Below are 12,195 nucleotides of genomic sequence, written 5' to 3' on the forward strand. Positions count from 1 at the left end.
CGACATGGTCCGGAACTCGCACGCCCCGCGCGTCTACCGCGACCTCGACGCCGCCGGCGACCTGACCGCCCGCGTCCGGATCAACTACTGGAGCGACCACCTCGACGCGCTCGACGAGAGCGGCCTCGCTACGAACGCCGGGAGCGACACGGTTCGGACCGGCGCGATCAAGTCGTACACGGACGGGAGCTTCGGCGGGCGGACCGCCCGTCCTCTTCGGAGCCGTACGCGGACGCCCCCCGACGAGGACCGGACAGTGGGTTGTCGACCCCCGAGGAACTGCGCGAGACGGTGGCGGCGGCGACCGACGCCGGCTTCCAGTTCACCGCGCACGCCATCGGCGACGAGGCGATCGCGGCGGTGTTGGACGCCTACGAGGAGGCCTCGGAGACCGACCCGGGCGAGGCTCGCCACCGGATCGAACACGTCGAACTGGCCGACGACGAGGCGATCGAGCGCCTCGCGGAGACCGGCGTCGTCGCCAGCGTCCAGCCGAACTTCCTGAAGTGGGCGGGCGAGGGCGGTCTCTACGAGGAGCGACTCGGCCCGGAGCGCACCGCCGAGACGAACCGCTACCGCGAGATGCTCGACGCGGGGGTCCGGCTCGCGTTCGGCTCCGACGGGATGCCGATGGACCCGCTCGTCGGCGTCCACCACGCGGTCAACGCCCCGGCCGAGCCTCAGCGACTCGCCGTCACGGAGGCGCTGCGCGCGTACACGAGCGGTGCCGCCTACGCCGGCTTCGACGAGGACCGCCTCGGCACGATCGAACCGGGCAAACGGGCCGACTTCGTCGCGCTCGACGCGTCACCGTGGGAGCGGTCCGACGCCATCGACGACATCGACGTCGGACTGACCGTCGTCGACGGCGAGGTCGTGTTCGACGGTCGGTGAGTTCGACGGCCAGCGAACTCGACGGCCTTTTGTTCGATGATCGTCGTAACACCAATTGACTGTCATCGAAAGCCGCAATCGCTGCCAGAAAACGATAGTTATTAATCATGTAGTTCTAACGTGTGAGCATGACGGAGATAGCTATCGAGTACGCCGCGGGGAACCGGCTCCGCTCCGAGGCAGAGACGGCCCGGCGGCTCATCGACGCGTACCTCGGCGACCGTCCCGAGGTCGACCGCGTCACGCTCTCGCCCTCCAGCGAATCGGTGTTCTGCGTGAGCGTCGAGGGCGACCGGATCTGGTGTACGGATCCACGGGAGTGGATCGACGCGATGGAGGCGGTGACGGCCGCGCGGCGGCGGCTCTCCGAGCTGTCGTAGCCGATCGGTCAGGACGTCAGGAACGGATCGCGTACGTGCGCTGCCCTTCGAGAAGCGGTCAGTGTAGGTGACATATAGAACACTCAATACAGCATTGACCCAATCGCGTATTGGGTACAAATATGCGGTTGGGAGGGTGTGTTATTGAGGTGCCGCAGACACCATCCGGGTAACAGCGGCTGGTTCAATGGCGACTCGGGGCTCGGCTTCGATCTGTGCGGGAGACCGATCAGAGGCCTTTGCGGGACGAGCGGTGTTTCTGTTCGGTGTTGGACTTCTGCCCAACGCTTATGTTGTTGGGAGGTGTCCCAACACGTAAGGGATGCCCGCAGAGCCGCTCTTCCAGTACACGCACGTCGAAACCGGCCTCGTCGAGAACGTCGTGCTTCGACCGACTGACGACACCGAGACCGTACCCCTCGGGCTGGAAGTACACGCTCCATCTGGGCACCCTCGACGATCTCACGCTCGTCCGGTACGACAACTCCCACGAGGACACGAAGGGGCACGAGCATCACACCGCAGCTGGCGATCTCGACGACGTCGAGTTCCCTGGGATGGAGGAGCTGCTCGTCGAGTTCTGGGCGAATGCGGACGAGTACTGGGACGCTGTCGGCGGCAACCCACCCCGACCACACTGATCGAACACCACCCGACCCACTGCCACCCCGACCATGACCACACTCCACATCACCGTCGGCGACCGAGAACAGCTCCGTGAGGACGCACTCCAGTTCGTCCAGGATGTCGAGGACGACGATCTCGACGACCAGGACGGAAAGGCGACGCTCCAGTTTGGAACCTACGACGACTTCGTCGACAGTCTCACCCCGCTCCGCTTAGAGCTCATCCGAGCGATCGCCGAGGAAGCTCCCGAAAGTATGCGCGAAGCGGCGCGGCTCGTTGAGCGAGACGTATCCGACGTCCACTCTGACCTGAAGCAGCTGGAAGTACTGGGTATCCTTACGCTCGAAGAGGGCGGCCCCAGCGGCGCGATACAACCTGTCGTCCCATTTGACCGCATCGAAGTTCACATCGACTACCCGCTCATCGATAACGGCGATGCCGACAGCGCCCCTGCGAGTGCGTAGTCGGTTCGTCTCAAACTAGGAGGATTCTCAGCGATCAATTCGCACTCTCCAGTGACCGGATGTTTCAGGCTAGTAACTGTCTGAAGAATAATATTTCAACAAAGCCGCGTGAGTTGGTCTTGGAGGTCAGTAGCTATCGTCCCACTCTAATTTCACTGTCTTGAGTATTCCCGTGGTGGTGCGCAGATACGGTTTGAAAGGTGACGGTGGGGTTTCAAAGCCGTCTATCGCCGAGAACACCCGCTTCAGGGACTGTTTAGACGAAATCAACGTAGCGTTCGTGGAGCGAGAAGCAACACCGTGGCTGTTGCTGAAGTTTAGTGTTCTGTTTCAGCTGCCAGAAATACCACTTTAATATGTATATAGGATTTTTTATGTATTTGGATTCAATTGTGTTCGCTCGATCGAGTATAACTGAGATCGCGAAATCGATCGACAGCCAGAAACCGGTCGGATTCCGAATCACCTTTCGATTAACAAAACGATATAGAAGATCGGTTTTTCTTGATTTTCGTGATAAATATGATTTTATAGCGCCTTTTTTATTAATATATTTACTTCAGTAAGCTTGTCAAAAACACGATCTCTGTTCAGAAATAACTGATATGGAACCTGAATAGCGACAGACAAATAATATATAAGAAAAACTATTTGAATACTTATTTACCAAATTATTTTAATTTTGTCGAAGCAGTAACGGTAAACGAGTGGTTCAGGTCGTTCGCCTCGCATGGACTCAGCGCCTCTAAGTACGATCGCACAATTGACACCAACGTATTTAACCGGCACCTGTGAATGGCAGTGTGTAGCATGGTAGCTGAAAAGCGGTTCGTTAGTCCGGACGATGTCGAAACGATCCAGCTCGACTGGGGGACGATCAAGTGGATGAACACTCCGTCCGTCACTGGCGCAGCGGAATTCAGCGCCGGTGTCGTGGTGCTCGAACCGGGGAAAGGCCACGAGCGACACACGCATCCCGACTCCGAAGAGATCCTGTACTTCCTCAGCGGAGAGGGGGAACAGACCATCGCCGACGAGAAGCGGACCGTCGGAGCGGGCGAGATGGTACATATCCCGAGCGGCGTCGAACACAGCACGATCAACACGTCGTGGGAGCCACTTCGGTTCCTCGCGGCGTACGGTCCGCCGGGTCCGGAGGCCGAGATCCGCGAGGACGAGGACGCAACGGTGTTCCCGCCGGGTGAGTTCCCCGAAGACTGACAGTCCGCGGAGCGGACGCGGCCGGTAGCGCTCGGCCGACCGGCCACCATCCGAGTTTCGACGCCGGCCTGCGACAGCGGATAGCCGCCGCTCAGGCCCGAATACGGCCGTAATCGGCGCTTCTTCCACAATGTTAAAGTGATGTGCGGTGTGTCGTCACGTACGATGAAATACGACCGTGCGGAATCACTCGAACGGGTAGAATCGACTATCGAAGCGGGCGAGCCGGTCATCGGAGCGGGTGCGGGGACGGGGATCTCGGCGAAGTTCGCCGAGCGGGGCGGCGTCGACCTCCTCATCATCTACAACTCCGGGCGGTACCGGATGAACGGGCGCGGGTCGCTCGCGGGGCTGCTTCCGTACGGGGACGCAAACGAAATCGTCGTGGAGATGGGCCACGAGGTCATTCCGGTCGTCGAGGACACGCCGGTACTCGCGGGCGTCAACGGAACGGACCCGTTCCGTGAGATGGACGTGTTCATCGAGGACCTGCGTCGGCGCGGCTTCTCCGGCGTACAGAACTTTCCGACCGTCGGTCTCATCGACGAGGACAGCGACTTCCGACAGAACCTCGAGGAGACCGGAATGGGATACGACGAGGAGGTAGAGATGATCCGCGAGGCCAGCGATCAGGGAATGCTGACCTGCCCGTACGTATTTACCGAGGAGCAGGCGGAGTCGATGGCGGAGGCGGGCGCTGACGTGATCGTCTCGCACATGGGACTGACCACCTCCGGCGACATCGGCGCGGAGACGGCGCTCGATCTGGACGAGGCGTCCGAGCGCGTCCAAGCGCACCACGACGCCGCCAAGTCCGTCCGCGAGGACGTCCACGTCATCTGTCACGGAGGGCCAATCGCCTGGCCCGACGACGCCGAGTACGTCCTCAACAACACGGAGGGCATCGTCGGGTTCTTCGGGGCGTCGAGCATCGAACGGCTCGCGACCGAGGAGGCGATCGAGAATCAGGCGCGCAAGTTCAAAGAGATCGACTTCTGATCCCGTCGGCGGACGGACTCCGTTCGCCCGCCGCGGCGTCGCGTCCGGTTCACTCCATCGCGTACACGGTCGCGTCGGTTCCGCCGAAGTACAGCCGTCCGTCGACGAGCGCCGGGCTGGAACCGACGCCCCGACCGCCGATCTCGACGAACCACTCCTCCTCGCCGTCTGTCGTGAGCGCGTGGATGCCGACGGTGCTGTCTCCCTCCTCCGTCTGTCGGTGGCTTCCGATGTAGACGCGGTCGGTCGTCACGACCGGGCTGCTTCCGATCTCCAGCGCCGACGTCTCGAAGGCCCAGTCCTCCTCGCCAGTTCGGCGGTCGAACCGGAACACCTTCGCGTAGTTCGTGGTCGGGTCGTCGAGAGTGTTGTACGGCGTGTGGCCGACGTAGACGCCTTCTTCGTCGACGGCGACGGAACCGGAGATGTAGCGCCCGGCCGTGTCGGCGAGCCACGCCTCATCGCCGGTTTCGGCGTCGACGGCGTGGACGTTCCCGTTCCAGTCGGTGATGAACACCGTTCCGTACGCGACCGCGGGACTCGACCAGATCATGTCGCGGGTTTCGTAGGTCCAGCGCGTGTCCCCCGAGGCGGGATCCAGCGCGTGGAGGATGCCGTCGGAGTCGCCGACGTAGACGGTGTCGTCGGCCACGGCCGGGGTGCTCACGACTTCCGTACCCACGTCGACCCGCCAGTCGGTCTCTCCGGTCGCCGCGTCGAGCGAGTAGATCCACCCGTTCTCGGGGGCCCCTTCTTCGTCGGCGTACCACGCGCACGCGAGGTTGTGACAGCCGACGCCCACGATGATCGACCCGTCCCACGGCGTCGGACTGCCGCGGATCAGCCCGTCGAACGAGCGCGACCAGCGCTCGGTTCCCGCCGCCGCGTCGACGGCGTACAGGCGCTTGTCGTACGATCCGACGTAGACCGTTCCGTCGCTGTACGCCGGCGTCGCCTCGATCCGGTGGTCGGCCGCAAACGTCCACTCCTCGTCGCCCGTCTCGGCGTCGAGCGCGTACAGTGCGTTATCGGCGCTCCCGATGAACACGGTCCCGTCGGCGACCACCGGACTCCCCCAGAACGGACCGTCCGCCTCGTACGTCCACGCCGGCGACGGGTCGGTGCCGATGTCGGAGTCGTCGCCCGTGTAGCCGGTGTTGTGTCGGTCGCCGCGAAACGTCGCCCACGACTCGATCGGTTCCGTGACGGGATGGCTCCCCGACGCGGACGGCGACAGCCGCTGACAGCCCGCAGTGAAAGCAAGCGCGGACGCCGAGGCCGCCGCGAGGAACTGTCGTCGATTTCGTTTCGTCATCCAATAACACTCTTCGGCGTCGCGGAGATAATAGTGTCGGCCGTTAACCGCCGTCTGGAGCCGAATTGGACCGACCCGTGTCGGCCGCGACGATCAGACGACGAGGTACTCGTCGAGGTCCTCGTTTTCGAGGTCCTCGGTGGTCCCCTGATACACGATATCTCCCTGGTCGAGGACGTGTCCGCGGTCCGCGATCCGGAGCGCCTCGCGGACGTTCTGTTCGATGAGCAGCACCGTCAACCCCCTGTCTGCGATCTCTTCGACGGCGTCACCGACCGCGGTGACGATCTGCGGGGCCAGCCCCTCGGTGGGCTCGTCTAACAGGAGGAGGTCGAGGTCCGGCAGCCGGAGGGTCCGCGCGATCGACAGCATCTGCTGTTCGCCGCCAGAGAGCGTCCCCGCCTGCTGTTCCCGCCGCTCCTCTAAGCGCGGGAACAGGTCGTAGAGCTCGCCGATTTCCATGGTGCTCTCGCCTCCTCCGAGCCCGCGTCGTCGGATGGTGTTCCACCAGCTCCGCGTGATGGTCGACAGCTCGAGATTCTCCTCGACGGTCAGCTCGGTGAACAGCCGCCGCCCCTCGGGGACGACGCCGATCCCACCCATGGCGATGTCGTCGGCCGGCCAGTCGGTGATGTCGGTTCCGTCGAACCTGATAGCTCCCGACCGAATCTGTGGCGGCTCCGTCCCGGCGATGCTGCGCACGGTCGTCGTCTTTCCGGCTCCGTTGCGTCCGAGAAGGGTAACGACCTCTCCCTCGTCGATGGATATCGAGACGCCCCGGAGGATGTGACTCGGTCCGTAGTGGGCGTGGACGTCCTCGAGTTCGAGCAGACTCATTGCTCTTCACCCCCGAGGTAGGCCTCGCGAACCGCCGGATGGTCCCTGATCTCGTCGGGTGTCCCCTTCGCGATGAGCTCGCCTTGGTGAAGCGTGAAGATCCGGTCGGAGATGTTGAAGACGATGTCCATGTCGTGTTCGACCAAGAAGATCGTTATTCCCCACTCCGACTGAAGGTTTTCGATGAGATCGACGGTCATCTCGGTTTCCGCCGGCGACATCCCCGCCGTCGGCTCGTCCATGAACAGCAGGTCCGGATCGGTCGCGAGTCCGATGGCGACTTCTAGCCGTCGCTTGTCGCCATACGGGAGCGACGCGGCCTTCGTCTCCGACTTGTCGTCGAGTTCGATTGTGTCGAGGATGTCGTCCGTCAACCGTTGAACCTCGTCGAAGGAGTCCCGGCGGCTGAGGAAATTGATCCGGAAGGAGCCGTGTTCGGCCGCGAACGCCGCGACCTGAACGTTCTCGCGGACGGTGAGTTCGGGCAGGATCGACGCCGTCTGGAACGTCCGTCCCACGCCCAGTTGAGCGATCTCGAAGGGCTCCATCCCGACGAGTTCGGTGCCCGCGTACGTCACCGTTCCTTCGGTCGGCGTGAGCCGCCCCGTGATCGTGTTGATGAGCGTCGACTTCCCCGCGCCGTTGGGACCGATGAGCGACACCAGCTCGCCCTCCTCGACGGCGATGTCGACGTCTTTGAGCGCCGTAAGGCCGCCGAACTCCTTCGTCAACTCGTCTGTTTCGAGCAGCGCCATTACCGCTCACCCCCGTCGGACTCCTCGGTAGCTGAGCCACCCGTCACTCGGGCTTTCACCTTCGCAGCGAGCGTCTTCGGCTCCCGGAGCTCCGCCGTGAGGCTCGTGATCATTCCCCAGATTCCGTCGGGGTACGCCCACACGACCGCAGTGAACGAGACCGCCAACATGAGCAGCCAGTAGTTTCCGAGCGTGGGGAACCCGTTGACAATCCCCTTGAAGTAGAACCACACGAACGTGCCGATGACCGGGCCGGCGAGCGTACCGAGACCGCCGAGGACCGCCATCACGACCACGTCCCCGCTGATCGACCAGTACAGGCGTTCGACACCGGCGAACTGCGTGTTGACCGCCAAAAGCGAGCCGGCGAGCCCCGATATTCCCGCCGAGAGGAGGAACGCGGCGAACTTGTAGCGCCAGACGTCGAGCCCCACGAAGGACGCTCGGGTCTCGTTCTCGCGGATCGCCTTGAAGATCAGGCCGTAGGGCGATTTGCGAATCCGGGTGATGAACACGACGACGCCGACGAAGAAGACGCCGACGAAGAGGTACAGGTTGTCCACGACGAACTCCCCGAGAATCCCTCCGTACCGGTGGTTGAGATCGACGATGCCGAGAAGCGGCGCTCGCTCCACTGAGAGCCCGTTTATCCCCCGTGTGATCCCTTCGAGCGGGTTGTTCGCGAGGAAGTACAGGAACTGGCCGATCGCCAGCGCGACGATGGCGAAGTACACCGTGTGGAGCCGGAGGAGGATGAGCGCCGCCACCGCTCCGAGGGCGAGTGCGGACAGCACTCCGACGACGACGATCGTGAGCGGCTCGTTGAACACGTGGATCGAGAACAGCGCGGTCGCGTAGCTCGCGGTCCCGAAGAACATCGCGTGTCCGAACGAGAGGAGCCCGGTCTGTCCCAACAGGAGGTTGAACCCGAGCGCGAAGATAGACCAGATGAGGATGGTCACCGTGAGCCCGTGGTACCCTTGTGTCACGTCCGAGATGACGGGTGCGCGACTGAACAGGTACGAGAACGTGAGAACGAACCCCACCGAGATCAGGAAGATGAACCGCTCGGTGTGTTTGATCCGGTCCCACGCGTCCACGCTGATCAGCGACGATTCGTCCTCGACGTCGGGTTGGGCGTTATCAGTACTCATTGTCCGATCCTCGCAGAGGGGTAGATACCGCTCGGTCTAATTGTCAACACGACGATAGCCAGCAGGTAGATGATCGCTTGGGTCATGCTCGGCGCGACCACCGTCGCCAGCGCGAACGCAAGCCCGGCGAGCAGCGAGCCGACGACCGTTCCGCGAAGGCTTCCGACGCCGCCCATGATAACGATCACCAGCGACGGAATGATGATCTCCATCCCGATCCCGGTGGTGACACTGAACAGCGATCCGCCGAGCACGCCGGCGAGTCCCGCGTACGCGGCCCCAATCGCGAAGATAAGCAGGAATGGGCGACCGACCCGGATTCCCAGCATTTCGGCCATCTCGGAGTCTTCGGTCCCGGCCCGCACCGCGAGCCCGTAGTCGGTGTACTTGAAGAACGCGAAGATGATCCCGATGAGCACCAGCGTGAGCGTCACGACCAGCACTCGTATCGTCGACGCCGCGGCCAGCCCGGGCGGCGTTCCGATTACGGGAAGCGAGATCGCGCCCGAGAGCCATTCGGGTCGGGGAAATATCGTCCCCGTCCGACCGAAGACGATGGCGACAAGCTCCTGGGCGGCGATCAGGACGCCGAACGTGACCAACAGCTGGTCGAGCAGATCGCGGTCGTAGAACGGCTTCGCGAGCAGCCGTTCCATGGCGACGCCGACGGCGAAGATGACGATCGGCGTCAAGATTAACGCCGGCACGAACCCCCAGTCGAGGCCGACCGCCCCGTAGTCGGAGAGGAGCCCGCCGTACTCCTCTTCGGACGCGATGAGGAGTCCGATGTACGCGCCGCCGAGATAGAGGACGCCATGAGCCATGTTCACGTATTTAAGCGACCCGAACACGATTGACAGGCCGATGGCGACCAGCAGATACAGGGATGCGACGCTCAAGGCGATGAATACGAATCCGACGGCTGCGTCGAGAGTCATCCCAGCCACCTCGGATCAGACGGTGTTTGCTGTTTCATGGAGTGTACGATTATTGTAATTTTTCACTATGTTAATCTTGTGCTTTGGTGACTCTCCACGTGGAATCGATGTGCGCTCTCTGGGTCCCGCTCAGCGAGCGAGCGACGTACTGGGACAAAAGTCGGGTGACGGAAGGCGGTGCGATCCCGACTCTCCCGACCGCGGGCGGAGCTACTCGTCGCCGTACTCGTTGTCGCCCATCGCGCACTCCGTTGCCGGGAACGCGTCGGAGCCGTAGATCAGCGGATCGGTCGTCTCGACGACCTCCGTGCGGATACCGAGCTCCTCGGCTCGGTCGTCGCCGACACCCTGCACGAGGTACCACGGGCGCTCGACCTGGTGATCGGCCTCGCGGAACACCGAGTCTCCCCACGCGAGGCTCCACTCGAACTCCTCGAGCGTGCGGACCACGGTCGGCGGGTGGAACGTGCCCGCCTCCTCGACGGCGGCGGCGTAGACCATCATCGACTCGTAGGTGTGCAGCGAGCTCTGATTTGGCGTCTCGTCGTACTCGTCTCGGTACGAATCGATGAACACCTGGCTCGGCTCGTTGTCGGCGGCGGGGTTCCACGGCTCCATGCCGAGGACGCCCTCCGCGTCGGCACCGAGCGGGTCGAGCGTGAACGCGCTGACGTGCGGGATGATGACGTCGATGTCGTCGGTCAGTCCGGCGTCGTTCAGCTGTGCGAGCCCGCTGGCGGCGAAGTTGCCGAAGCTGGAGAAGTACAGCGTGTCGGCACCGGACTCTTCGAGCGCCTGAATCTGCGAGCTGTGGTCGTTCTCTCCCTCCGCGATGGCGGCCTGTCCGGCGTGCTCCCAGGGGCCGTTCTCCGTGAGATACTTGCGGGCGGCGTCCCGGTTGGACTGCCCGTACGAGTAGTCCATGTAGATGTGGAACAGCGAGCGATCCTCACCGAGGACGGAGGGCGCGGCGTCGCCCATCGCCATTCCGATAATCTCCGCGTGGAACGTCGGGTGGAAGTAGTACCGCGAGCAGTTCTCTCCCGAGATGCTGGCGGACGTGGAGTTGCCACCCATGAACGGGATCTTCTCCCGTTGCGCGACGTTTTGCATGGCCATCGTCACCGTACTGGACATGCCGCCGGTCCAGAACTGGATGTTGTCCTGCTGGATCATCCGCTCGATGTTGTCCTGTGCGGTGTCGGCGCTGCCGGCCGTGTCCGCCCTCGTGGGCTCGACCTCGTAGCCCATGATGCCGTCGCCGCTCAGTCGGTCCCAGTAGTCGACGAGACCGCCGCCGTTGTTGAGGTGCTGGACCGCGAGGTCGAAGCCCGCCTCTTGGTCCTGTCCGTCGGGCCCCAGCGCGCCGGAGGTCGGTCCGTTGAATCCGATCGACACCGTGTCGCCCTCCGGGGGGAAGTTCCCGATGGGCGCGTATTCGCCGTCGCCACCGTCACCCCCGTTACCGCCCGTACAGCCGGCGAAGCCGGCCGCGAGGCCAGTCGCGCCGATTGCTTTCAGATAGCGTCGCCTCGTGCTGTCGGTCTGTGATTGCGTATTCATCATGGATTTTCGGAACGTTCGTAGTCACATGGTACCAACCAGTAATTAAATGTTTGGGTGGTAACCGGTCACGACACCGAGACGGGGTTCACATGTACCGGTCGATCCGCTTTGCGAGCGCCAGCGCGAACTCCTCGTCGTTGATGTTCGCGTCCATCTCGATCAGCTCCACGTCGTCGTCGAGGTGGTCGCGGAGTGCGTCGAAGAGCGCCGCGTCGGCCTCGGGATCGTGGAACTCCTCGCCCGGCGCGTCGAGCATGGAGACGCCGCCGAGCGGGAGCGCGACCGTCACCGGACCGGTCGCCGCGTTAAGTTTCTCCGCGATGATTCGGCCAAGCTCGGCGTTCTCCTCGGGAGTGGTCCGCATCAGCGTCACCTGCGGATTGTGGACGTGGAAGTGACGGTCCGCGAACTCCTCGGGAACGGACGACTCCGGACCGAAGTTGACCATGTCGAGCGCGCCGGTCGAGACTACCTGCGGGACACCGGCGTTCCCCGCCGCCTCGAGTCGTTCCGGTCCGGCCGAGAGGACGCCGCCGACGAGCTCGTCCGCCCATTCCGTGGTCGTGACGTCGAGCACCGCGTCGATGACGCCCTCCTCGACCAGCGACTCCATCGCGCGGCCCCCCGTTCCGGTCGCGTGGAAGACGATCGTCTCGTACCCCTGCGCTTCGAGCCACTCGCGCGCGGTCTGGACGGAGGGCGTCGTCACGCCGAACATCGTGATGCCGATCGTCGGCTTCTCCTCGGTCTCGACGTCGGGATCCCGGGAGATCATGCCCACCACCGCGAGCGCGGCGTTGGCGATCACGGTTCGCGAGAGCTGGTTGAGCCCCTCGATATCGGCGACGGAGTACATCATCGCGATGTCGGCGTGACCCACGTACGGCTCCGTGTCACCCGACGCGACCGTCGAGACCATGAACTTCGGGACGCCGACCGGGAGCGCGCGCATCGCCGCCGTCGCCATCGACGTGTTGCCGGAGCCGCCGAGCCCGAGGACGCCGTCGAGCCGCCCCGCCTCGTGTGCTCGGGTGACGATCGCGGC

11 protein-coding genes and 2 pseudogenes are annotated in these 12,195 nt (G+C 63.5%); 6 read left to right on the forward strand and 7 right to left on the reverse strand.

What is annotated here, in order from left to right:
* The 6 genes and pseudogenes from BN903_RS03135 to BN903_RS03160 all read left to right on the forward strand — a co-directional run.
* Nucleotides 1–894, forward strand: a pseudogene (locus BN903_RS03135) (amidohydrolase); the annotation flags it as partial.
* A gap of 128 nt (nt 895–1,022) precedes the next feature.
* Nucleotides 1,023–1,274 carry a hypothetical protein gene (locus tag BN903_RS03140; RefSeq protein WP_048076334.1) on the forward strand — a complete coding sequence of 84 codons (252 nt, stop codon included), beginning with the start codon at nt 1,023–1,025 and terminating at the stop codon, nt 1,272–1,274.
* A 322-nt stretch (nt 1,275–1,596) separates the two neighbouring features.
* A pseudogene (locus BN903_RS03145) lies at nt 1,597–1,915 on the forward strand (DUF6516 family protein).
* A 33-nt stretch (nt 1,916–1,948) separates the two neighbouring features.
* Nucleotides 1,949–2,365: a transcriptional regulator gene (locus BN903_RS03150; RefSeq protein WP_048076335.1), complete on the forward strand. Its 417-nt coding sequence runs from the start codon at nt 1,949–1,951 to the stop codon at nt 2,363–2,365.
* A gap of 810 nt (nt 2,366–3,175) precedes the next feature.
* Nucleotides 3,176–3,586 (forward strand): cupin domain-containing protein, encoded by a 411-nt coding sequence (locus BN903_RS03155; RefSeq protein ID WP_048076336.1) that lies wholly within the window; start codon nt 3,176–3,178, stop codon nt 3,584–3,586.
* Between the two features lie 165 nt (nt 3,587–3,751).
* Nucleotides 3,752–4,585, forward strand: a complete 834-nt coding sequence (locus BN903_RS03160) for a phosphoenolpyruvate hydrolase family protein (protein ID WP_048076337.1) — start codon at nt 3,752–3,754, stop codon at nt 4,583–4,585.
* 49 nt (nt 4,586–4,634) lie between these two features.
* On the opposite strand, the gene BN903_RS03165 is transcribed toward BN903_RS03160, so the two are convergent.
* From BN903_RS03165 to BN903_RS03195, 7 genes are all read right to left on the reverse strand, one after another.
* Complete coding sequence (locus BN903_RS03165; RefSeq protein ID WP_048076338.1) at nt 4,635–5,900, reverse strand: PQQ-binding-like beta-propeller repeat protein; 1,266 nt, start codon at nt 5,898–5,900, stop codon at nt 4,635–4,637.
* Between the two features lie 93 nt (nt 5,901–5,993).
* Nucleotides 5,994–6,737, reverse strand: a complete 744-nt coding sequence (locus BN903_RS03170) for an ABC transporter ATP-binding protein (protein WP_048076339.1) — start codon at nt 6,735–6,737, stop codon at nt 5,994–5,996.
* Complete coding sequence (locus BN903_RS03175; RefSeq protein ID WP_048076340.1) at nt 6,734–7,492, reverse strand: ABC transporter ATP-binding protein; 759 nt, start codon at nt 7,490–7,492, stop codon at nt 6,734–6,736. Before BN903_RS03175 ends, BN903_RS03170 begins: the two co-directional genes overlap by 4 nt.
* The gene (locus BN903_RS03180; protein WP_048076341.1) at nt 7,492–8,646 is read right to left on the reverse strand and encodes a branched-chain amino acid ABC transporter permease; all 1,155 of its coding nucleotides are present in this window, start codon (nt 8,644–8,646) and stop codon (nt 7,492–7,494) included. The genes BN903_RS03175 and BN903_RS03180 overlap by 1 nt, the downstream gene beginning before the upstream one ends.
* Nucleotides 8,643–9,584, reverse strand: coding sequence for a branched-chain amino acid ABC transporter permease (locus BN903_RS03185; protein WP_048076342.1), 942 nt, complete (start codon nt 9,582–9,584; stop codon nt 8,643–8,645). Before BN903_RS03185 ends, BN903_RS03180 begins: the two co-directional genes overlap by 4 nt.
* Nucleotides 9,585–9,794: 210 nt before the next feature.
* The gene (locus tag BN903_RS03190; RefSeq protein ID WP_048076343.1) at nt 9,795–11,150 is read right to left on the reverse strand and encodes a substrate-binding protein; all 1,356 of its coding nucleotides are present in this window, start codon (nt 11,148–11,150) and stop codon (nt 9,795–9,797) included.
* A gap of 85 nt (nt 11,151–11,235) precedes the next feature.
* A partial coding sequence (locus tag BN903_RS03195; protein ID WP_048076344.1) for a Tm-1-like ATP-binding domain-containing protein occupies nt 11,236–12,195 on the reverse strand: 960 nt, incomplete at its 5' end.

Source organism: Halorubrum sp. AJ67, assembly GCF_000513435.1.